The 22,145-nt window shown below is 63.0% G+C and carries 23 protein-coding genes; 9 read left to right on the forward strand and 14 right to left on the reverse strand.

Annotation, left to right across the window (positions count from 1 at the left end):
• Positions 1-95: 95 nt before the first annotated feature.
• The 4 genes from J8I29_RS16975 to J8I29_RS16990 all read left to right on the forward strand — a co-directional run bounded on the left by J8I29_RS16975 (position 96) and on the right by J8I29_RS16990 (position 2,900).
• Positions 96-932 carry an alpha/beta hydrolase gene (locus J8I29_RS16975; RefSeq protein ID WP_105863076.1) on the forward strand — a complete coding sequence of 279 codons (837 nt, stop codon included), beginning with the start codon at positions 96-98 and terminating at the stop codon, positions 930-932.
• A 63-nt stretch (positions 933-995) separates the two neighbouring features.
• On the forward strand, positions 996-1,748 hold the full coding sequence (locus J8I29_RS16980) for an SDR family oxidoreductase (protein ID WP_209432548.1): 753 nt from the start codon (positions 996-998) through the stop codon (positions 1,746-1,748).
• 26 nt (positions 1,749-1,774) lie between these two features.
• Positions 1,775-2,194 (forward strand): cupin domain-containing protein, encoded by a 420-nt coding sequence (locus J8I29_RS16985; protein WP_209432549.1) that lies wholly within the window; start codon positions 1,775-1,777, stop codon positions 2,192-2,194.
• A 58-nt stretch (positions 2,195-2,252) separates the two neighbouring features.
• Positions 2,253-2,900 carry an HD domain-containing protein gene (locus tag J8I29_RS16990; RefSeq protein ID WP_209432550.1) on the forward strand — a complete coding sequence of 216 codons (648 nt, stop codon included), beginning with the start codon at positions 2,253-2,255 and terminating at the stop codon, positions 2,898-2,900.
• Between the two features lie 37 nt (positions 2,901-2,937).
• Here the strand turns inward: J8I29_RS16990 and J8I29_RS16995 are convergent, their stop codons facing one another.
• Positions 2,938-3,324, reverse strand: coding sequence for a helix-turn-helix domain-containing protein (locus J8I29_RS16995; protein ID WP_105863072.1), 387 nt, complete (start codon positions 3,322-3,324; stop codon positions 2,938-2,940).
• A gap of 82 nt (positions 3,325-3,406) precedes the next feature.
• On the opposite strand from J8I29_RS16995, the gene J8I29_RS17000 reads away from it, so the two are divergent.
• Positions 3,407-4,384 carry an aldehyde reductase gene (locus J8I29_RS17000; RefSeq protein WP_209432551.1) on the forward strand — a complete coding sequence of 326 codons (978 nt, stop codon included), beginning with the start codon at positions 3,407-3,409 and terminating at the stop codon, positions 4,382-4,384.
• A gap of 139 nt (positions 4,385-4,523) precedes the next feature.
• Here J8I29_RS17000 and J8I29_RS17005 read toward each other — a convergent pair whose 3' ends face one another.
• The 4 genes from J8I29_RS17005 to J8I29_RS17020 form a co-directional block, all read right to left on the reverse strand.
• A complete protein-coding gene (locus J8I29_RS17005) occupies positions 4,524-4,964 on the reverse strand; it encodes a hypothetical protein (protein ID WP_105863070.1) in 441 nt (146 codons plus the stop codon).
• A gap of 658 nt (positions 4,965-5,622) precedes the next feature.
• The gene (locus tag J8I29_RS17010) at positions 5,623-6,120 is read right to left on the reverse strand and encodes a hypothetical protein (protein WP_209432552.1); all 498 of its coding nucleotides are present in this window, start codon (positions 6,118-6,120) and stop codon (positions 5,623-5,625) included.
• 138 nt (positions 6,121-6,258) lie between these two features.
• Entirely contained in the window at positions 6,259-6,846 is a 588-nt protein-coding gene (locus J8I29_RS17015; RefSeq protein ID WP_209432553.1) for a TetR/AcrR family transcriptional regulator, read from the reverse strand.
• A 77-nt stretch (positions 6,847-6,923) separates the two neighbouring features.
• Entirely contained in the window at positions 6,924-7,505 is a 582-nt protein-coding gene (locus tag J8I29_RS17020; RefSeq protein WP_209432554.1) for a helix-turn-helix domain-containing protein, read from the reverse strand.
• 169 nt (positions 7,506-7,674) lie between these two features.
• On the opposite strand from J8I29_RS17020, the gene J8I29_RS17025 reads away from it, so the two are divergent.
• Together J8I29_RS17025 and J8I29_RS17030 are read left to right on the forward strand one after the other, a co-directional pair.
• Complete coding sequence (locus tag J8I29_RS17025; RefSeq protein ID WP_209432555.1) at positions 7,675-8,514, forward strand: oxidoreductase; 840 nt, start codon at positions 7,675-7,677, stop codon at positions 8,512-8,514.
• Positions 8,515-8,753: 239 nt separating this feature from the next.
• Positions 8,754-10,352, forward strand: coding sequence for an FAD-dependent monooxygenase (locus J8I29_RS17030; protein ID WP_348536049.1), 1,599 nt, complete (start codon positions 8,754-8,756; stop codon positions 10,350-10,352).
• Between the two features lie 443 nt (positions 10,353-10,795).
• On the opposite strand, the gene J8I29_RS17035 is transcribed toward J8I29_RS17030, so the two are convergent.
• From J8I29_RS17035 to J8I29_RS17045, 3 genes are all read right to left on the reverse strand, one after another.
• Positions 10,796-11,122, reverse strand: a complete 327-nt coding sequence (locus tag J8I29_RS17035; protein ID WP_209432556.1) for a hypothetical protein — start codon at positions 11,120-11,122, stop codon at positions 10,796-10,798.
• 137 nt (positions 11,123-11,259) lie between these two features.
• Positions 11,260-12,075 carry a YggS family pyridoxal phosphate-dependent enzyme gene (locus tag J8I29_RS17040; protein ID WP_209432611.1) on the reverse strand — a complete coding sequence of 272 codons (816 nt, stop codon included), beginning with the start codon at positions 12,073-12,075 and terminating at the stop codon, positions 11,260-11,262.
• 48 nt (positions 12,076-12,123) lie between these two features.
• On the reverse strand, positions 12,124-12,756 hold the full coding sequence (locus J8I29_RS17045) for an FMN-binding negative transcriptional regulator (protein ID WP_209432557.1): 633 nt from the start codon (positions 12,754-12,756) through the stop codon (positions 12,124-12,126).
• Between the two features lie 116 nt (positions 12,757-12,872).
• Here J8I29_RS17045 and J8I29_RS17050 point away from each other — a divergent pair, with 116 nt between their 5' ends.
• Complete coding sequence (locus J8I29_RS17050) at positions 12,873-14,330, forward strand: PLP-dependent aminotransferase family protein (protein WP_209432558.1); 1,458 nt, start codon at positions 12,873-12,875, stop codon at positions 14,328-14,330.
• Between the two features lie 240 nt (positions 14,331-14,570).
• Complete coding sequence (locus J8I29_RS17055) at positions 14,571-15,656, forward strand: pyridoxal-phosphate dependent enzyme (protein WP_105863059.1); 1,086 nt, start codon at positions 14,571-14,573, stop codon at positions 15,654-15,656.
• Positions 15,657-15,792: 136 nt separating this feature from the next.
• On the opposite strand, the gene J8I29_RS17060 is transcribed toward J8I29_RS17055, so the two are convergent.
• The 6 genes from J8I29_RS17060 to ehuB form a co-directional block, all read right to left on the reverse strand.
• Complete coding sequence (locus tag J8I29_RS17060; protein WP_209432559.1) at positions 15,793-17,175, reverse strand: aspartate aminotransferase family protein; 1,383 nt, start codon at positions 17,173-17,175, stop codon at positions 15,793-15,795.
• 11 nt (positions 17,176-17,186) lie between these two features.
• A complete protein-coding gene (locus tag J8I29_RS17065; RefSeq protein ID WP_209432560.1) occupies positions 17,187-18,677 on the reverse strand; it encodes an NAD-dependent succinate-semialdehyde dehydrogenase in 1,491 nt (496 codons plus the stop codon).
• A 269-nt stretch (positions 18,678-18,946) separates the two neighbouring features.
• Positions 18,947-19,723, reverse strand: a complete 777-nt coding sequence (gene ehuA / locus J8I29_RS17070; protein WP_105863056.1) for an ectoine/hydroxyectoine ABC transporter ATP-binding protein EhuA — start codon at positions 19,721-19,723, stop codon at positions 18,947-18,949.
• Positions 19,720-20,412 carry an ectoine/hydroxyectoine ABC transporter permease subunit EhuD gene (gene ehuD / locus J8I29_RS17075; protein WP_105863055.1) on the reverse strand — a complete coding sequence of 231 codons (693 nt, stop codon included), beginning with the start codon at positions 20,410-20,412 and terminating at the stop codon, positions 19,720-19,722. The genes ehuA and ehuD overlap by 4 nt, the downstream gene beginning before the upstream one ends.
• Positions 20,409-21,074 (reverse strand): ectoine/hydroxyectoine ABC transporter permease subunit EhuC, encoded by a 666-nt coding sequence (ehuC, locus tag J8I29_RS17080; RefSeq protein ID WP_105863054.1) that lies wholly within the window; start codon positions 21,072-21,074, stop codon positions 20,409-20,411. Before ehuC ends, ehuD begins: the two co-directional genes overlap by 4 nt.
• A 175-nt stretch (positions 21,075-21,249) precedes the next feature.
• Positions 21,250-22,101, reverse strand: coding sequence for an ectoine/hydroxyectoine ABC transporter substrate-binding protein EhuB (ehuB, locus tag J8I29_RS17085; protein ID WP_209432612.1), 852 nt, complete (start codon positions 22,099-22,101; stop codon positions 21,250-21,252).
• Positions 22,102-22,145 lie beyond the last annotated feature (44 nt).

Raw genomic sequence — 22,145 nt, forward strand, 5'->3', positions numbered from 1 at the left:
GGCTCGGCGCGGCGACGCTGGCGATGCTTCCGGCCTGGCCGGCCGCAGCGCAATCAACCACAACCCAAGGCCCAACCTCTGAAAGGGACCAAAGCATGGCCACCATCACCACGCGTGACGGCGTCGAGATCTTCTATAAGGACTGGGGCCCGAAGACGGCCCAACCGATCATGTTCCACCATGGCTGGCCGCTGTCCTCGGACGACTGGGACACCCAGATGCTGTTCTTCCTGCACAATGGCTATCGCGTCGTGGCGCATGATCGGCGTGGGCATGGGCGCTCGGCACAGGTGAGCGAAGGCCATGACATGGACCACTACGCGGCCGACGCCGCGGCGGTCGTCGAGCATCTCGATCTCAAGAATGCCGTGCATATCGGCCACTCGACCGGCGGCGGCGAGGCGACGCATTACGTGGCCAGGCATGGGCAGCCGCAAGGCCGCGTCGCCAAGCTGATCATCATCGGCGCGGTTCCCCCGATCATGGTGAAGACGGCGGCCAATCCCGGTGGCTTGCCGATCGAGGTATTCGACGGCCTGCGCAAGGCACTCGCCGACAACCGTTCCAAATTCTACGTCGACCTGCCTGCCGGTCCCTTCTACAGCTTCAACCGCCCTGGCGCACAGCCGATTCAGGCCGTCATCGACAATTGGTGGCGACAGGGCATGATGGGCGGTGCCAAGGCCCACTATGACGGCATCAAGGCATTCTCCGAGACCGATTTCACGGAAGACCTGAAGATCATCACCGTGCCGACCCTCGTCATGCATGGTGACGACGATCAGATCGTACCGATTGCGGACTCCGCGCTCCTTTCGGCCAAGCTTCTGAAGAACAGCACGCTGAAGGTGTATGAGAAGTTCCCGCACGGCATGTGCACGACCCATGCCGATGTGGTGAATCCGGACCTCCTCGCTTTCGTGAAGGGCTGAGTCTCCCAAAGCCGGCGCTCTGGAGCGCCGGCTTTTGACCCGCGTTCCAACGGAGACAGTTTCATGAAGATCGTCGTTATCGGCGGCAGCGGACTGATCGGGTCGCGCACCGTGGCTCTCCTGCGCGAAGCGGGTCACGAAGCGATTGCCGCCTCGCCCAGCACTGGCGTCAACACGCTCACCGGCGAGGGACTCTCGGAAGCCCTCGCCGGTGCGGAGGTGGTGGTCGATGTTGCCAATTCCCCCTCCTTCGAGCCGCAAGCGGTGCTCGCCTTCTTCGAGACCTCGGGCCGCAATCTGCTCGCCGCCGAACGCGCCGCCGGTATCCGCCATCACGTCGCTCTTTCCATCGTCGGCACAGACCGCATGCCCGACAACGGCTATTTTCTGGCCAAGATGGCGCAGGAAAGGCTCATCGAAGGCTCGGGCATCCCCTACAGCATCGTGCGCGCCACTCAGTTCATGGAATTTCTGGGTGCCATCGCCGACGGCAGCATGGCTGATGGCAGCGTGCGTCTACCTGCCGGCCTGTTCCAGCCGATCGCCGCCGACGATGTTGCTGCTATCGTGGCGGAGACAGCGACCGGAACTCCACGCGGTGGCCATTTCGACATCGCCGGTCCTGACCGGGCGCCCTTCGATCGGATCATCGCGCGCTATCTGGAGGCGACAGGCGATAGCCGTAGCGTGGTGGGCGACCCGCAAGCTCGATATTTCGGCGGCACCGTCGTGGAGACGTCGCTGGTGCCGCTCGGAGAGGCGATAATCGGCCGCATTTCACTCGACAGTTGGTTGGGCGCCCACCGCCCCGCCTGATGTTCCCAACCTCCGAGGACACGCCCATGAAGTACTGTCTTCCTCCATTGCTCCTGGCTGCCGCGCTCGCCACACCGGCGCTGGCCGACGAAGTGCCGGGAGCCAAGAACGCAAAGATCACGCTCGTCTATGAGCATGCGCTTCCGGATGTACCCGGTAAGAGCATTCGCGGCGTCCTTGTCGAATATGGTCCCGGCGGTTACTCGCCGGCACATACCCACGCGAAATCGGCGATCATCTACGCGACCGTTTTGGAAGGCGCGGTGAAAAGCCAGATCAATGGGGGGCCGGTTCGAACCTTCAAGGCCGGCGAAAGCTTCACGGAGTTGCCGGGCGACCACCATGGCGTCAGTGCAAATGCCAGCGACACGCAGCCGTCGAAACTGTTGGCGGTGTTCGTCGTCAATACCGACGAGAAGGTGCTGACGATTCCGGATCAGAAATGACGCGGCTCCCCCTCGCCGCGTCCGGCGGACCACCATCCAGAAAGAAGCGGAGCCGGCCATGACCGAAATTCCCAGCCGAATGCTCGCGGGGGTGTCCGTCCCCGACACGCCGCTGGTGGACAAGGCGATCGGATATGCGCGGGAGAAATGCGAACCTTATCTGTTCAATCATGTGGTCCGCTCCTGGCTTTTCGCGGCGCGGCTCGGACAACTCGAAAGCATTGAGCACGACCCGGAAGTCGTCGCCGTGGGGACGCTGCTGCACGACATCACGCTGAACGAAAGCTTTGCCGGTCCGCGCCGCTTCGAGGTGGAAGGGGCGGATCTGGCCCGGACATTCGCGAGGCAGAGCGGTGTCGATAGCCGGCGCGCACAACTGGTCTGGGACAGCGTCGCTCTCAACTCGACGCCCTCGATCGGTCTGCACAAAGAGCCGGAGGTCGCGCTTTGTACCGCCGGCATCGGCGTCGATGTCATCGGGTGGCGCTACGATGCCATTCCCGCCGCCGAGATGTCGAGGATCGTCTCGGAATTCCCGCGCCTCGGCATGAAGAAGATGATGACGAGGTGCTTTTGCTGTATCGCCGAGAAGAATCCGGAAACAACCTACGACAACTTCGCCCGTGACTTCGGCGAACGGTTCGTTCAGGGCTACAGAGCTCCCTCGGTGGTGGATTTCGTCCTGAACGCTCCATTCGACGAGTGAGGGCGCCGCGGCAGCCGGACCCGTGAGAGCGGAGCAATCAGGAAGCCGTCAGTTGATGCTCATATTTCAGCATCCAGTCTCGCATCTCCCGCAGCGTCGGCATCAAATCAATCCCGGCCTGCGACAGTTCGTACTCCACGCGTGGCGGAATCTCTGCAAAGGCATTGCGGATCACGATGCCGTTGTTGGCCAGATCGCGCAACTGCTCGGTCAGCATGTGCTGGGTGATCCCCGGAAGGCGTCGCCGCAACTCACCGAAACGCAACGGCCCTTCGACCAGAATACAAACGATCTCGATCTTCCACTTGCCCGTGATGGCGCGAATGGCTCGCTGGAAACGCAGAATATCGATTGCGTCCGGGCCTCTGCACCCGGCGCATTCATCTTCGTCATAGATTCGTGGCTCTATAGTTTGATTTTTCATACTAGGTCCGAAAATTCATCCTACTTGCCATTTTCATATTACAGCTCGATGTTGCAGTAAAGCAAACGATCAGAGTAGTGCCATGGGCAAGATATTGGTTACCGGCGGTTCGGGTTTTGTCGGCAGTCACCTCGTTGCGAGGCTTTTGAGCGAAGGTCATCAGGTTCGAACAACTGTGAGGAACGTCCAGCGTGAAACCGATGTCCGGACGATGGTGCGCAACGGCGGTGTCGAACCCGGTCTGGGACTTTCCTTCGGCCAGGCGGATCTGACCGACGACTGTGGCTGGGCCGCCGCCGTCGCCGGATGTGACTATGTTCTGCATGTGGCATCCCCATTTCCGCAGACTGCGCCAGAGAACGAGGACGAACTGATCGTACCCGCGCGCGATGGTACCTTGCGAGTTCTGCGCGCCGCGAGGGACGCCGGCGTCAAGCGTGTCGTGCTGACCTCCTCGTTTGCGGCGATCGGCTACGGCCACACGACCTATGACGAGGTCTTCAACGAGGAGGATTGGACGGATCCGAACGGCCCGGGCATGCAGCCCTACATCAAATCCAAGGTCCTTGCCGAACGGGCGGCCTGGGATTTCATCGACAGGGAGGGTGGCTCCCTCGAAATGTCGGTCATCAATCCGGTCGGCGTTTTCGGGCCGGTTCTGGGGCCCGATATTTCCGCTTCCGTCGCCTTCATCAAGCAGATCCTTGAAGGGGCTGCGCCCCTGCCCGGCCTGAATTTCGGCATGGTCGACGTCCGCGATCTAGCCGATCTCCACATCCTCGCGATGATGGCGGAAGCGGCAAAAGGACAGCGTTTCATTGGGGTGAGTGGCGATGTCGTCACGCTGTTCGATATCGTCCGCATCCTCAAGGAAAACCTGGGCAATCTCGCTGCGAAGATACAGACACCACAGAGGGAACAGGCCACAGGCACGCCAATTCGCAGAAGTACCAGCGAGAAAGCCAGGCGAGTTCTGGGATGGCGTCCGCGGGCCCGTGAGGAAACCATCGTCGACACCGCCCGGAGCCTATTCCACCATGGCGTCGTAAGCCCGCGCTAAAGCTGAACGGAAGGGCGGGCTACGCCGTGCGGGCCGCAATAGGCTCGCGGGTTTTCGAAGGCTGACGGCCGACACGGAACGCGAAGGGGAACATACCCGCCGTCCTCCGTAACGGCCGCCTTCAGCCACTCAATCGCCCTTACTTGAGCGAGATTGCAAGGCCGGTGACATCGGCGTTGACCTGCAAGCCAACCTGCCTGCCTTGAAGTTCGAGCTGGGCGCCCTTTCCATTGGTCATGACGATCACTTGCGCCCCTTTGCCGACGGCACCACCGCCACCCGCCGCGCCATAGACCCCTGTCGCGTCTCGGACACGCTGAATGTTGCGCACGCGACCTTGGAAATAGGTCTTGGAAGCCCCGAAGGCGAGGCCGCCCGAGACACCGCCGATGGAGATGGGATAACGGCGGCCGTGGAAGGTCAAAGTGCCCTCGCCTCCCGAGCCGCCGACAAAGAAGGCAGCCTTGTAGACGTAGAAGCGGATCGTGCCGCTGTCGGCCTGTGCGGAACTCGCGAGGCCGACTCCCGCCGTAGCGACAAGCGCAGCCACGATCGTACGAAATCTGGACGAAATATTCATGATGCAAGTCTCTCAATACAGCCGGTCGCCCGGCAAGAAGGGCATGTCAGCGTCACGTCAAAGTTACTGCTAAACAGTCTCGCCCGGCGTTGGTTCCAAGCAGGCGGGCTGCAATTGCAGCCTCCCGGCCTTTCATCCAGGCCGGCAACATGACGGTGGCCGCCTGCGATCCCATGCCCACCTGCAGCGTCGGCCCATTCCCCCCGGCCACGCTCTGGCCCTGAGGCCAGAGGGGTTTTGTTTGCATTGGTGCTTTGCAGGTATTCCTATCGGCAAACGCGCCGCGTCACCCAGATCGGCCGGCCATGTTTGAAGGTCTTCGTCTTGACGATCTTGCATACCGGCCGGTGGTGGTGTCGATCAAAACCCGGATGTCGCCAGTCATGCCGCGGGGCAGCCGAAGCAGAAAGAGTTGTCCCGCCAAGTGCCGCAATGCAAAGAACGGCGGCGCAAATAAGTTTTTTCATTAATATTATCCTAGAGAAGCCGCCCCCAGCTCTGGCAGCAAGCTAGCGAGACAAAGATGAACGGTTTCTGAAAAATGACGGTATGGATCGCGCCATAGCGGGCACTGCCGAAGCATGGTTAATGGGACATCGATGGCATGCCCCTGCCCACCGGCATCCTTGGCCATCGCCCATCTGCGATGGCTGTCCCGTCAATAGGATTGTCCCGCCGCAACCCTCCCCGATCTGCGAAGGTAGATGATCTGGGCCGTTAGGCCTATGATCAGCATGACAAGAAGGCTGCCCTGAGCCCCGAGGAGGAGCGGCGACTTCAAGTCGGTGACGAGGGGATGGCCGTCCGGCACGCGGCGCAGGGTCTCGGTGACGGTTGGCACCATCAGCAGAAATACGGTCAGGCTCAAGCAGACCGTCTCGATAAATCGCCCGGTACGCCCCAGCCAATGAAGACGCCCGACACCATAGCCGGCGACCAGCAACGCGATGGTTGATGCACCGATGACGTAGCTCACCGGTTGATGGGCGACCAGGAACACTGTTGCCGCGCCGATCAGCATCGAAACGAAATAAACGATGCCGGCCGTCGAGCGCGGCACGATCCGTCCGTCGCGAACGAACATGTACAGGGCGAGCGGAATCGCGGGCAGGCTGCCGAGCGTATGCACCCAGCCAATGGGGGAGATTCCAAACATCTCAGTCTCCTAAAGTTTAAATGATAATAGGCTTCCAACTAGTAGGTAGATATGCAGGGTGAACTCTAGAGGATCTTTGAAAGTCCGAACCGGATCGCTGGATGGGGCGATTCCGATCGTTTCAGCGATAAGGGCGGCTCAGTCCGTCCGCGGCGCGAGACGCCGCAGGAGGGGGCCTGTCACCACACCGAAAATCGTCGGATCGCCATAGGCGCGTGCCGAGAGCATCGCGCCGTGCACCGTTGCCATGAACGCTTCGGCCTCGTCATGAGCGGAACTCGTCAGTCGCAGTCGCCCCTGCTGCGCGCCGCGCTCCAATACGGATGCCAGCCACTGCGACAGGGAACGGAAATGCGCCCGGACCTCCACGCCGATTTCCTCGGGCAGGACCGGGAGTTGGCTCGCCAGCAGCGCGCAGAGACAGAACGGAGCGCTGGCATCTGCGATGCAGGCTTCCCAATAGCCGGTGTAGGACCGAATCTGTTCGAGCGGGTCGGACACCTGACCTTCGAGATTTGCCAGCCCTGCTTCAGCCTCTTCCCGATACCGGGCAACCAGTGTTCGGACCAGATCGACCTTGCTTGGGAAATGGTGATGGATGCTCGCCTTGCGAATCCCGACCACGGCCGCGATGTCAGCGTAGCTGAAGCCGTTATAGCCGCCGGCGATGATCAAGGATTGCGCGCAGGCCAGAATGTCGTCGGCGGTGGTTGATAAATTGCCCATCGCCCCACCTACCTTCTGGTAGGATGGCTGTCAAGTCCTTCGAACCGAAACGCGACGAAACCTCATCCTGCGGAATGTTAGAGACGCTTGATCTGCTCGACGAGGTCTTTGCGACGCGACGGGCTGGCGAAGCCGAGAAGAAGCGCGGAAGCGCCGGACCTGAAGGCGATAGCGAGGTCCTCGCCCTGAAGTTCGCCTGCGATCCAGAACGAGACGCAACCCCGAAAAGTGAAGGCAAGCTGGTCCGCCAGCACGCTCTGGGCGAGCGCCTTCATCTCGGTGGCCACCCCGACATAATCCCCCAACGCAAGCGACCAGAGTTCCCGCGAGTTCTGCCGGACAGGCCCTGGCTCGGAATTGGCGATGCCGAGCGATCCCACCACCGCCTTGTGAACATCCGGCTTCTCCAGCAGAAGCGCGACGCTGATCCGTCCCATCACCAACACATGGTCGATCGCGTCTCCGTCGGCCGCCTCCTCGCGGAACTGCGCTGCCATTCGTTGGATCAGACGGGCCGAAAGGGCCTGCATGATCGCATTCTTGCTGCCGAAATGATTGAAGGGCGTCGCGAACCCAACGCCCGCCTCGGCCGCCAGCGCGCGCATCGAGAAGTCCGCCGTTTCTCCCCTCTCAAGCAGCCGCTCGGCCGCGTCGAGCACGACTTCGCGAGCAAGCTGCCGGTTCCTTTCCCTGAGGGGCTGTCGCTCCGTTTCGGCCATGACCGTTCAATTCCCTGTTTCGAACACTGCTTGAAAATTTATATCATGATATATAATTAAGATCGAGATACAACACCGCGAGCCAGATGGCACGCGAAAAGGAGATTCCATGAGCAGCAACAAGACTTTTCTCATTACGGGCGTGAGTTCGGGGTTGGGCAAAGCCTTCGCCGAAGGCGCGCTCGCAGCCGGCCACCGCGTGATCGGCACGGTCCGCAATGCGGAAGCGGCATCGATATTCACGGCACTCGCACCCGATCGCGCGCACGCCATGCTCCTCGACGTAACGAATTTCGATGCCGTGTCGAAGGCCGTCGCCCGAGCGGAGAGCGAGGTTGGTCCGATTGACGTCCTCGTCAACAACGCCGGCTACGGCCATGAGGGCATCCTGGAGGAATCGTCGCTGGACGAGATGCGCCGCCAGTTCGATGCCAATGTGTTCGGCGCGGTCGCTATGATCAAGGCGGTGCTGCCAGGCATGCGGGCGCGGCGTTCCGGCCATATCGTCAATGTCACCTCCATGGGCGGCTTCATCACTATGCCGGGCATTACCTATTATTGCGGCAGCAAGTTTGCCCTCGAAGGCATCTCCGAAGCCCTCGGCAAGGAAGTGAAACCGCTTGGCATCCATGTGACGGCGCTGGCGCCGGGCCAGTTTCGCACCGACTGGGCTGGGCGTTCGATGGTCCGCTCCGAGCGCAGCCTTGCCGACTACGATGCGATCATGGACCCGATCCGCGCTGCCCGGCAGGCAAAAAGCGGCAATCAGCCGGGTGACCCCACCAAGGCGGCACAGGCGCTGCTCAAGCTGGTTTCGGCCGAGAACCCGCCCGTCCGGCTCTATCTCGGGGCCGATGCGCTCAAGCTCGTCCAAGACAAGATCGAAGCGATGAAGGCGGAAATGGCGGCTTGGGAAGAGGTCTCCCGTTCGACCGATTTTACCGCGTGAGCCTGACTGGAGAGACTGTCGCTGCGCCGGCGGGCAGGAGACACCCGCTCGGCGCCCCTCAGTTGCCCTGCCCTGCCCATCATCGGGGGACGGTGAAACGGCCTCGATCTGCAGGCCGCCTGTCTTTCAGGCGAATACCGCTCCCCTCCACTCCTGATATAGGGCGCCCACCCCTCTTGCTTCAAGACGCAGGTCATCGCGTAGAAAACGGGCCCCAACCGTGATTGAGGAGGTGGCAGGTGAGCTCGTCCGAACATGACGTGGTTATCGCTGGATGTGGCCCGACCGGATTGATGCTGGCGGGTGAGCTGGCCCTGGCGGGCGTCGATGTCGCCATTGTCGAACGGCGCGTGAATCAGGATGTCGAGGGCTCTCGCGCAAGCGGATTGCATCCGCGATCGATCGAGGTGCTGGACCAGCGCGGCATCGCCGACCGCTTCGTTTCACAGGGCGAAAAACATCGGGTCGTGCCGTTTGCCGGAACCGTTCTGGATGCCAGCGACCGGCCAACCCGCCACAACTACACGCTCGCGCTCTGGCAGGCCAAGATCGAGCGCATTCTCGCCGACTGGATCGGTGAACTGGCGGTGCCGGTCTATCGCGGCTGTGAGGTGACGGGCTTCACGCAGGACGACACCGGCGTCACCATCGGCTTGAACGACGGCCGGACGATGAGGGCAAAATACCTTGCCGGATGCGATGGCGGTCGCAGCCTTGTCCGCAAGACGGCGGGCATAGATTTCCCCGGATGGGGCCCCGATATCAGCTACCTGATTTTCGAAGCCGACATGGCCGAGGAGCCAGCGCTGGGTATGCGCCATGGCACAAGGGGTGTCTATGCCCTCGGCAGGTTGGAAGACGGCAAGCGGATCCGCGGCGTGGTGACGGAGCCGCGCCTCGAACGGGGCAACAAACCCACAATCGACGAACTTCGCAAGGCGCTCGTCGCGGCCTACGGATCAGATTTCGGGGTCGATGACATCACCTGGCTGTCCAGGTTCACCGACGCTGCGCGGCAGGCCTCCTCCTATCGGCAGGGACGGGTATTGCTGGCCGGCGATGCCGCCCATGTGCATTCTCCGGTTGGCGGACAGGGTCTGAATATCGGCCTGCAGGATGCGGTCAATCTGGGATGGAAACTGGCGCAGGTGATCAAGGGCATCTCGCCGCACGACCTGCTCGATACCTATCACGCCGAACGCCATCCGGTGGGAGCGGCCCTGCTGAAGCACACTTTGGCGCTCACAGCGCTCAATCGCGGCGATGAACGCACGAATGCCTTGCGCGACATGATGGCGGCCGTGATGCAAATGGATGCGCCGCGCAGATGGTATTGCGCCGTGATGTCCGGCCTCGACATTCGCTACGACCTCGGCGAGGGACATCCCTTGCTTGGCCGCCGCATGCCCGATCTCGACCTTGTGGGGGCCGAAGGGCCGATGCGGGTCTTCGATCTTCTGCGCGAGGCCCGGCCCGTGCTGCTCAATCTCGGCGAGACGGGCAGCCACGACATCGAGGCCTGGGCAGATCGGGTCAAGCTGGTGAAGGCGAAATTCGAGGGGATATGCGAGCTTCCGGTGGTCGGCGCGGTCCAAACTCCAACCGCCGTGTTGATCCGGCCCGATGGGCATGTGGCCTGGGTCGGGAATGGAAGCGCCGCGGGCCTCGAGACTGCCCTTGAAGCCTGGTTCGGCAAGCCCGCACCGAAATTCGCTCGCACTCTTCAAAGACCCGAGAAGCAAGGCGATGGCGCCCGAAGAGTGAAATGCATTCAGCATCCATTCAGATTACGTAACGGAATGTCAGTGCCGTCATATCCGACTGGAGATGTTCAATGAAAAAGATGCTTCTTGCTGCCCTTATTGCCGTCGGCGCGTTGTCGGCCAGCGTTGCGCCATCGTCTGCCCTTGCTCCGGTTCATCCGGGTACTCCCGGCGTAACGCAGGCCGAGCAGATCGGCTGGCATGGTTGGAGGAAGCACGGCTGGCGCCGGCACCATGACAATGGCTTGCATCGAGGCTGGTGGCGCGGTCGCCATGAAGGCTGGCGCAGGCATGGTGGCCGGCATCACCGCTGGTGATCGCTATACGCTCGCAATGTCGCCGACCGAGGCAGCCGACAAAAAAGCCCGACGCTCCATGCGCCGGGCGAGTTCTATTGGGGTACTATCGTCAACCGGACTGTCCTATCGGAAAGGCCGTTGACGGGCGCGAGTGTGTCGACAGCCTGTGACTTCGGCGTGATTCCAGCCGACCCTCACCGCGTTTCTCGCTGTCCAAGCCTATCGCACCGCCCTGTAAAATGTCGTTGCACCGGTACTGGCGCTACGCTCGGTAACCCCGCTAACAGCCTGCCCCTGCAGCAGCCAGATCAGCCCCATCACATCATAGCGTGCGAGAGGCGCGGTCGGATGGAGGCCGAAAAGGTCATCGGCACTCCAGCCGAGTTCGGCCACCTGGTCGCCCCAGTCGGTCAGAAATTCGATCGCATCATGCTTGGCTTGTTCCCAGCGCTTGGGATCGGCAATCGGGTTGGATTTCTGAAGCTTGGCCAATTCTTCGGCAAATGGCCCCCTATAGGCCTGGGCGATGGCGAGCGCTGCGGGCATGTTCGAACTCCGTCTTGAGATAGACGGATTCACGACCCGAACGGTGCAGATTCGGTTGCCTGCCGTACCATTGACCACGCACTCCACAGCAAGGGCCTGGAGGTAATCGCCTCCGGCCATGGAGCAGCGGGCTTCCCTTAACCTGGAGCAAAACCGGGCCAATAATGCCCGTCGGCGGTCGGGCGTTTGCCGAAGATGGCCTGGCCGACGCGAACCACGTCGGCCCCCTCCTCGATCGCGGCTTCGAAATCCCCGGACATGCCCATGGAGAGCTCGGTCAAGGCCGCATTGCGCTTCACCGCTCGATCGCGCAGCGCCCGCAGCAGCCGAAAGCAGGGGCGCACGCGGGCCATGTCGTCGCTGAAGAGGGCCAATGTCATCAGCCCGCGGGGGCGCAGGCGCGCGAAGCCTTCGAGCCGAACGACGAAATCGAGCAGCGCATCGGGATGCAAGCCGAACTTGCTGTCCTCGCCCGATGTATTGACCTGGACATAGACGTCGAGGAAACGGTCCTCGATGGCCAGGCGCTTGTCCAGCATCTCGGCGACCCGCAGACTGTCGAGGGCATGAAACTCGCGGGCGAAGCGGGCGAGATATTTCACCTTGTTGGTCTGCAGATGCCCGACGATGCTCCAGGCGATCGGCAGGTCGACAAGGTCATCGCGCTTGCTCAGCGCCTCCTGGATCTTGTTTTCCCCGAAATCGTGGATACCGGCCGCGAAGGCGAGCCGCAGAACGCGGGCCGGCACGGTCTTGGTGATGGGAAGAAGGCGCACCGCAGCCGGCTGCCGGCCCGCCCGCAGGCTGGCCGTCTCGATCCTGTGCTGCACGGCGGCGAGGTTGGCGGCAAAATTCGTCTGCGGATCGGGACCGAAGCGGGCGATGTCCGTTTCGTCGAGCTCGGTCGTCCCTGCGGCGCTGACAACCGGCTCATGGCTGTCGGCGGCGTCCATGTGGTGTTCGTTCATTTCAAGCGTCCAGTCTCGGAGCGAGCCGTCACATCAGGCGGGATCGAGGGGAATGAGCGCGGCAATCCGGCGATCGCCGGGATCGGGGCTGTCGGCGAGAGCGCGAGCCACGCCGGCCCGATCGGCGGCCGGTCGGTTCTGGCTTAGCTTGCGCTTGCCTTCCAGGCGGCTGACTGAGAGGCGCACACCGACGATACCGCGCAGTTGCGCTTGGATGAAGGCAGGCGGCGCGTCGCCGACCTGCCAGGGGGTGGTCATCGTCCCCTCATGCAACTCCGTGATGCGGGTGACGGCCTCGAGCAGACGCTGGGAATCCTCGAAAAATTCGACCGGCCCGTAAGCGTGGACGGCTTCGTAGTTCCAGGTTGGCACGACCTTGTGATGTTCCTGCTTGGCGGCATACCAGCTGGGCGAGACATAGGCGTCGGCGCCCATGAAGATGGCCATGGCATCACCGATGGGTTCGGCCCGCCATTGCGGATTGGCCCGTGCGAGGTGGCCATAGAGGGTGCCGTGCTCTCCCTCGTCCGGATCGAAGAACAGAGGCAAGGGTGTGCCGATCGGGCCGGCTGCAGTCGCGGTCACCAGCGTGCACAGGCGCGTATCCCGCATCAGGCGGTGGAGGATGGCCTGATCGTCTTCACGGAAGGCGGGCGGTATGTACATCGCAAGGGCTCGCAGGAATTCAGCTTGTGAAACTCGGCTTGGTTTCGTGTCAGAATAGGAGCAAACTGGCTTAACAAGAACGTCCAGTTTGTATGATTTTTGCTAGGCCAGTTGTGATGGCGCAGAACCGGCAGGCGCGAGGTCCGGGAGCCAGGCAGATCTATGAGGCGCTGCGGGCCCAGATTCTGGCGGGAACCTATGGGGATGGTAGCGCCCTGCCGTCCTCGCGCGCCCTCGCCTCCGAACTCGGCGTGGCGCGCGCGACCGTCACATCGGCCTATGAGCAGTTGTCGGCGGAAGGTTTCATCCTCAGCCGGCGAGGCGCCAGGCCGAAAGTGGCCGCCGTTCTGGACCGCATGCCGCCGACCTCGCCAACACCGGCAGGCTTGGTTCCCCTTCCCCTGTCGGGCTATGGCGAGCGCCTGGCCCTGCAGCCGGCGTCGCTTTCGCCCGCAACCCGGCCGGCCATCGACTTTCGCTACGGCGATCTTGCCGCGTCGGATTTTCCCACGCCGATCTGGCGGCGCGCCCTGTTGGGAGCGCTCGCGCAGAGGCAGGATCGCCTTTCCTATGGCCATCCGGCAGGCTCCCACCGGCTTCGGCGGGCCCTCCAGGGTTATCTCTGGCGCGCTCGTACGCTGCGTTGCGATGCCGAGCAGATCATCGTCGTCAACGGCTCCCAGCAGGGATTGGATCTTTGCACCCGCCTGCTGCTGGACCCAGGTGATGGCGCTGTGATCGAGGACCCCTGCTATCCGATGGCGCGGGATATTTTCAGGGCGGCCGGTGCCAGGATCACGCCGATTGCGGCCGATCAGGACGGGCTGGACACCTCGCAGCTCGCCCACGTCGCGGCGCGGCTGGCCTATGTTACGCCTTCGCACCAGTTTCCCCTCGGCAGTGTACTGTCGATCGCGAGGCGTCACCGCTTGCTCGCCTGGGCCCAGGAGCGCGATGCCTATCTCATCGAGGACGACTACGACAGCGAGTATCGCTACGACATCAATCCCGTGCCGCCCCTTTACGGCCTGGGCGACGGCCGGAACGTTCTCTATCTCGGCACGGTTTCGAAGACCATGTCGCCAACCCTGCGCATCGGCTATCTGGTAGTCCCTTCCAACCTGGCCCCCGTTTTCACCCGGGCCAAGCAGATCATGGACAGGCACAGCCCGGCTCTGGAGCAGGAAACTCTCGCCACCCTCCTGGAGAACGGGGCCTATGAACGCCATATCCGTCGCATTCGCCGGCGGATGGCCGAACGCCGCAACGCCCTGCTCGATGGGCTGCGACATCGTCTTGGTGACAGGCTGGTCCTGGAAGGCGCCAAGGCGGGCCTTCACATCATCGCCTGGTTCCGTCATATTCCGGCGGCACTAGAGGGAGAACTGATCCGGAAAGCCGGTCAGGCCGGCCTCGGTCTCCACCCTCTGTCGCCGCTCTATGCCGAAGGCAGCTCGACAAAGCCGGATCGGGCCGGCCTGGTGATGGGGTATGGCAGCCTGGATGTGCGCCAGATCAAGCGAGGCGTCGAGCTGCTGGCCGATTGCGCGGCTGCGGTCGAGAGTGGCGGTTAGAGCTGGCCCCACCTTGTCTGGAACGGGAACGGAGTGACGGCTCTCCCGTTGAAATATTGAAGGTGAGGATATGGTGGTGCAGGATATTGGCGACCGGCCGTTTTTCCAACGGGACCGCCAAGTGCCTGGGTGGCTCCGCCGATTTCCCGACCTTGCCATCCCCTTCACGAGCGGCTCACGCCTTGATGCTATTACGCGCTTGCAAAATGTGACGAACCGAAAAGCCAAGGAACAGGCGAGATGACACAACAGCCCCAGTCCAGAACCACATCCGGCCGCGGCCGCCTTTTCGAAAGCATCCTGGAGACGGTGGGCGACACACCCGTCATCAAGATCAACAACCTCGCCCCTGATCACGCCACGATCTATGTCAAGGCGGAGTTCTTCAATCCGGCCGCGTCGGTGAAGGACAGGCTGGCGCTCAGCATCATCGAGCATGGCGAGCGCACCGGCGCGCTGAAGCCGGGCATGACCGTGGTCGAGGCGACCAGCGGCAATACCGGCATCGGCCTTGCCATGGTTTGTGCGCAGAAAGGCTATCCGCTGGTCGTCACCATGGCGGACAGTTTCTCCATCGAGCGCCGCAAGCTCATGCGCATGCTCGGCGCCAAGGTGGTGCTGACGCCGCGCGCCCAGAAGGGCTTCGGCATGTATCGCAAGGCGGTGGAACTGGCCGAGGCCAATGGCTGGTTCCTGGCCCATCAGTTCGAGACCGAGGCCAATGCCGCCATCCATGAGGCGACGACCGCGCGCGAGATCATCAACGATTTCGCCGGCAAGCGGCTCGATGTCTTCGTCACCGGTTATGGCACTGGCGGTACCGCCGTCGGGGTCGGGCGCGTCTTGCGCCGGGAGCGGCCGGAGACGCGCATCGTCCTGTGCGAGCCTGCCAATGCCCAGCTGGTCGGCAGCGGCCAGAAGCAGGAACGGACGGCCGATGGCTCGCCCGCCGTCGGCCACCCCGCCTTCGAGCCGCATCCGATCCAGGGCTGGACGCCGGACTTCATTCCTAAGGTGCTGCAGGAAGCGATCGACAACAATCTCTATGACGAACTCGTTCCGATCGCCGGTGCCGAGGGCGTGAAATGGGCGAAGGCCCTGGCCCAGAAGGAAGGCATCTTCGTCGGCATTTCGGCCGGAGCCACCTTCGGCGTCGCCCGCCAGATTGCCGAGAAGGCGCCCGCTGGCTCCGTCATCCTCTGCATGCTGCCCGATACCGGCGAGCGCTATATGACGACGCCTCTGTTCGACGGCATCGAGGCGGAAATGGACGCCGAGGAGATCGCGCTGTCGAAGTCGACGCCGGGCTATCAGTTCCCGGCGTGAGCGTCATCCCGGACGCATTGCAGCATGAAATGGTGCGATGCAGATCCGGGACCGCAAGACGAGAAAAGCGCAAATTCAACGCGATCCCGCGTCTGCGCTGCAGCATTGCATGCCGCAGCGCGCGCGGGATGACTTCTTACCCCAGCACCGATTTCACGGCCTTGGCGGCCGCCGACACCACGATGTCGGCTTCCTCGCGCGTGAGACAGAGCGGCGGCGCAAAGCCCATGATGTCGCCTTGCGGCATGGCGCGGCCGATCACGCCGTTCTCCAGCATGGCCGCGACCACGCGCGGCCCGACCTTTTCGGACGCGTCGAAGAAGATGCGGTCGTCACGATCCCTCACGAGCTCGACAGCCGCCATCAATCCCTCGCCCCTGATCTCGCCGACATGGTTGTGTGCGCCGAGCGCATCCGTCAGCGCCTGCTTGAAATAGGCGCCGACGCTGCCGGCATTGGCGACCAGATCGAGTTCGTCGACGAGTTCGAGATTGGCGACGCCCGCCGCCGCGCAGAGCGGGTGGGAAGAATAGGTCCAGCCATGGCCGATCGGGCCGAACTCGTCCGAACCCTTCTCGAGAATGCGCCAGACCTTTTCCGAGACGATCACGCCGGAAAGCGGGGCATAGGCGGAGGTCAAGCCCTTGGCGATGGTGATCAGGTCAGGCTTGATGCCGTAGTGATCCGAGCCGAACATCGAGCCGAGCCGGCCGAACCCGGTGATGACCTCGTCGGCGATCAAGAGGATGTCGTATTTGCCGAGAACGGCCTGGATCTTATCCCAATAGGTCCGGGGCGGCGGCACGATGCCGCCGGTCCCGAGTACGGGCTCGCCGATGAAGGCGGCGATCGTATCCGGCCCTTCGGCCAGGATCAGTTCCTCGAGTTTGGCCGCGCAATGATCGGCGAATTGCTCCTCGCTCTGGGAGCGGTCCTCCCGCCGGAAATAATACGGGGCTTCGGTGTGCAGGATCGGCGGCTTGGGCAGGTCGAACAGGTTGTGGAAAGCGGCGAGGCCGGTAAGGCTGCCCGACATCAGGCCCGAACCATGATAGCCGCGCCAGCGCGAGATGATCTTCTTCTTCTCAGGCCGCCCCAGCACATTGTTGATGTACCAGACCAGCTTGATGTTGGTCTCGTTGGCGTCCGAACCCGACAGGCCGAAGAAGACCCGGCTCATGCCCTTCGGCGCTCGGTCGATGATCATCTTGGCCAGGGTGATCGACGGCTGGGAGCCATGGCCGACATAGGCATGGTAGTAGGGCAGTTGCGCCGCCTGTTCGGCGATCGCCTCGGCGATTTTGGTGCGGCCGTAGCCGACATTGACGCAATAGAGGCCGGCAAAGGCATCGAGACTGCTCTTGCCGTTGCGGTCGGTGATGTAGACCCCCTCGGCGCCGGTGATGATGCGGTTCGGTGTCTCGCCGCGGGCATGCTGGGCCATATGGGTCGAGGGATGGAAGAAGTGGTCGCGATCCCAGGCGGTGAGTTCATTGTCGGAAACGGCGCGGTCGAGCATGGCAGCTCCTTTCAAGCGAGGTCGAGACAGGTATATTTGAGATCGGTGAAGGCTTCGAGGCCGTGGCGTGAACCTTCGCGCCCCATGCCGGATTGTTTGACGCCGCCGAAAGGGATGGGTGCGCCGGTCAGCTTCACGCGGTTGACGGCCACCATGCCATAGTCGAGCGCACGGCTGAGGCGCAGCGCCCGGCCGGCATTCTCGGTGACGACATAGGCGACGAGGCCATATTCGGTGGCGTTGGCACGCGCCACCACTTCGTCCTCCTCATCGAAGGGCGTGATGCTGGCGACCGGCGCAAAGACCTCCTCCTGCATGATGGCGGCCTCGTCGGGGACGTCGGCGAGGACGGTCGGCGCCACGAAAAGCGATCCGGGCGTAATGTCTCCGCCCGTCAACTTGCGGGCGCCCCGCTGCAAGGCCTCGGCGATGCGCTCCCTGGTGCGCGCAACGGCACGTTCATGCATCAACGGGCCGATGTCGGTTTCCTCTTCGAGACCATGCCCGACCTTGAGTTCCCGGGCACGGCGAGCGAAAGCCTCGCAGAAAGCCGGATAGAGCGAGCGCTGCACGAAGATGCGGTTGGCCGCGAGACAGTCCTGGCCGGACGTCGCGAATTTCGTATCGACCGCAATTTTGACTGCTCGATCCAGATTCGAATCATCGAAGACGATGAGAGGCGCATTGCCGCCAAGTTCCATCACCAGGCGCTTGACGCTCGGCGCGCATTGGGCCGCGATGAGGCGTCCGATCTCGGTCGAGCCGGTGAAGCTGACCACCCGAACGCGGGTGTCCTCGCACAGGCGCCGGGCGATCGGAGCCGCCTCGCCCGTGACGACGTTGAAGACGCCCGCGGGCAAGCCCGCCCGTTCGGCGAGCTCGGCAAGCGCCAGTGCGGAGAGCGGCGTATAGGATGAAGGATGAAGCACGATCGTGCAGCCGGCCGCCAGGGCTGCCGCCGCCTTGCGGGTCACCATGGCGGAAGGAAAGTTCCAGGGCGTCAGCAGGGCGGCCACGCCGAGCGGCTCGCGGGAAACCTGCATATGCGCTCCGGGAAGGTGGCTGCTCACGCTCTCGGCGTTCACCCGCTTGGCTTCTTCCGCATACCATTCGACGAAGGAGGCGCCATAGTCGATCTCGCCGCGGCTTTCGGCAAGGGGCTTGCCCTGTTCGAGCGTCATCAGCAGGGCAAGATCCTCGCGCGCGGCAAGGATGAGCTGGTGCCAGGTGCGCAGGCGCGCAGACCGCTCCTGGGGTGTCAGGGCCTTCCAGGCCGGAAAGGCTCTCGCGGCGGCGTCGATCGCCCGGCCCGTTTCCTCGGCGCCCAGGCTGGCGACATGGGCGAGGACGGTACCCGAACCGGGATCCCGCAGCTCGAAGCTCGCAGCTTGCCGGCCCTGGACCCAGCGGCCGTCGACATAGGCGAGTTCCCTGAGCAGTCGTCGGTCGTTGAGCCGGCCGAGGGCGGGATGGCCGGTGTGTTTCAAGGCAGTGGCGATCATCGAAGAAACTCCGGTGGCGTCATGTCCTGAAGGTTAGCCCGAGGCGCCGCGAGAATGTCTCGCTTCCCCCCTGCGCTCGCCGTCAAAGCCTCGGTATTTGCCGGGGCGCGCCGACAGAATATCGGCATTTGTCTGGGGCGTTTCGCTCAATCGATCTGCCAGGGTCATTGCGATAGAAGCGAAGCGATCCAGGAGCCCGAAACGCGATACCTCTTGGCCCTGTATTGCTTCGCTTCGCTCGCAATGACGCACTTTAAACGAAGGCCGCTTCACAGCACCGATTGCAGGAACTCGCGCGTTCGCGCCTGTTCCGGACTGGAGAAGATGCGCTCGGGCTCCCCCTGCTCGACGATACGACCCTTGTCGAAGAAGCAGACGCGATCGGAAACTTCGCGGGCAAAGCGCATCTCGTGGGTGACCAGCAGCATGGTGAGATCGTGCTCGCTGGCCAGCGAGCGGATCACGCCGAGGACTTCGCCGACGAGCTGGGGATCGAGCGCGGATGTCGGCTCGTCGAACAGCAGCACCCGGGGCCGCATAGCGAGGGCGCGGGCGATGGCGACGCGCTGCTGCTGGCCGCCGGAAAGCTGGCTGGGAAAATGGTCCTTCTTGTCGGCCATGCCGACCATGCCGAGCAGATCGAGGGCCCGGCATTCCGCTTCCTCGCGCTTCAGGCCGAGCACGGCAATGGGCGCCTCCACCACATTGCGCAGCACGGTCATGTGCGGGAACAGGTTGAAGCTCTGGAACACCATGCCGACCTGCGTGCGGATCTGGCGCAGATGCCGCTCGCTGGCCTTGAAGGGGCCGTGGCCGCCGGGTTCGTGATAGCCGATGCCGCCAAGCTCCAGCGTGCCGTCCTGAAAGGGCTCGAGCGTCATCAGGATGCGCAGCACCGTGGTCTTGCCCGACCCCGACGGGCCGATCAGCGAGACCTTCTCGCCCGGCGCGACGGTGAAATCGAAATCATGCAGAACCGTCAGGGTGCCGAAGCGCTTGGTCACATTGGAAAAGCGGATGATGTCGGATTGGGCGTTCGCGGTCATCGCATCGGTATCCCTGCTTTCGGCAAGGCCCTTTCCAGCCGGTGGACACCGGCGGAACAGACCAGGGTAAGGATGAGGAAGATGATGCCGACCATGCTCAGTGGCACCAGATATTCGAAGGTATTTTCACCGATCATGTTGGCGAGGCCGAGCATTTCCAGCACGGTCACTACCGAGAGCACCGGCGTTTCCTTGAGCATGGCGATCAGGTAATTGCCCATGGTGGGCAGGATGCGCGGCACCATCTGAGGGATGATGACGTTCCGGTAGAGCTGCCAGCGTGACATGTTGAGCGCGGTGGCGGCCTCCCACTGGCCGCGCGGCACTGCTTCTATACCGCCGCGATAGACCTCCGAGGTATAGGCCGAATATTGCAGGCCGAGCGCGATCGCGCCCGTCAGGAAAGCCGGCAAGGCGATGCCGTAGTCGGGCAGGACGTAATAGAGAAAGAAGAGCTGTACCAGGAGGGGCGTGTCGCGCAGGAATTCGACGACGAAGGCGGTTCCCCAGCTCACCACGGCAAAGCGGCTGCGCCGCATCAGGGCGAAGACGAGGCCGAGCACCAGCGCGATCGCGAAGCCTGCCGCCGCGGCCTGCAGCGTCACGGTGAGGCCGATGAGCAGGATCGGCAGGATCGACTGCGCGTAGGTCAGCGGTGTCGACGGGTCCCATTCGAAGCCGTACATCATGATTGCACCGCCTTCGGAAAGGCAGCGCCGCGACGCGCCAGGCGTTCCAGGAAGCGCATGGCAACCATGATCACCAGCGACATCAGGAAGTAGCCGACGAGAGTGAGGGTGTAGATCGTCGTACTGTCCTGCGTCAGGTTGCGCAGGGTCTGCGCCCGGAAGGTCATGTCCGCGATCGAGATGAAGGACACCAGCGAGGAGAGCTTCAAGGTCTCGATGGCGAGGTTGCCGAAGGCCGGCATCATTTCGACGATGGCCTGCGGCAGCGTGATGTGCAGCAATTTGTGCACCGGGCCGAAATTCAGGGCCCGGGCCGCCTCATGCTGCTGTTGCGGCACCGATTTGAGGCCGGCCCGCACGATCTCCGAGCCATAGGCGCCGACATGCATCGAGAGCACCAGGATGCCGGTGGACACCGGCGAGAAGGAAAAGCCGACCAGAGGCAGGGCGTAATAGAACCAGAACAGCTGCACCAGGAGCGAGGTGCCGCGGAACAACTCGGTATAGCAAAGCGCGATGATGGACAGGATGCGCCCGCCCTCGACCCTGACGATCCCGGCCAGGAAGGCCAGGAAGGCGCCGATGGCCAGCGAGGCCAGGGTGATCTCGGCGGTGATCAGCGCGCCCCGGCCGAGGGCGGGCAGATAGGAGATCCAATGCATGAGGCTCCCTCGTCGGTTGCTCGAGGCTTGGCATGGTCTTACCCTCCCCCTGGAGGGAGGATCGGCCTGAAGGCCGGTGCGGGGTGAGAAGCCGCTAGTTTTGACGATTGTGACCTCTCATTTTGTGAAAAGGTCACCCCACCCACCCCGACACTGCGTGTCGACCCAGCGCCGGCTACTTGCCTGCGCAGAGATCCGCGACCTTCTTTTCGGCCGCGGCCTTGATGCTGGCCTCGCTCAACCCGTAATTGGTAAGGATCGCCTTGTACTCGTCGCTCTTGCGGAACTCCACAAGGGCGGCGTCATAGGCATCGCGCAGGTCCTTGTCCTCCGGACGGAAGGCGAAGCCGCCATAGTTGCGCACCGGCTTGCCATTGACGACCGGATCGGTGAAGGGCTTGACCTGTTCCACCTCCGTCTGGCCCTTGGCCAGGCTGGCTACCGTCAGTTCGGTGGCAGCATAGGCGTCGGCCCGGCTCTTCACCGTGGCGATGGCGTCGGCATTGGCCTGGATGAAGACGACCTGGCTGTCCTTGACCCCGACGGCGCGCAGAAAGTCGATATTGTTGGCACCCGATACCACCGCAACCTTGAGCGAGGGATCCTTGGCGATGTCGGCATAGGTCGTCAGCTTCTTGGGATTGCCGGCCTTGACCAGGAGGCCTTCGCCATAGCTGGAGTTCGGCTCGGTGAAGGAGACCTGCTTGCAGCGGTCGGGGGAGATGTTCTGCTCGGCCGCCACGAAATCATAGCGCCGCGCCTTGAGGCCCGGGATCAGGGTGCCGAACGGCGCGACCGTCCAGGCGACCTCGCTGACGCCCATCTTCTTGAGGACGGCGATGGCCACCTCCGGACCAATGCCGGCGGCCGTGCCGTCTTCCTTGGTGAAACCGTAGGGAACCTCGTTGGCCGTGACGGCGCGGACGAAGCCGTTGCTCTTGACCTCCTCGAGAGTGGTGGCCTGAACGCTGGCGGCGCTCATGACGAGAGCCAATCCGGCGAAGCCGGCAAGTCGGGGCAGTTTCATCATCTCATTCTCCTGTCTGGTATGATTGCCTGCCTGGTTGGGTC

Source organism: Labrys sp. LIt4, assembly GCF_017813775.1.
In the GTDB taxonomy this organism is placed as follows: Bacteria; Pseudomonadota; Alphaproteobacteria; order Rhizobiales; family Labraceae; genus Labrys; species Labrys okinawensis_A.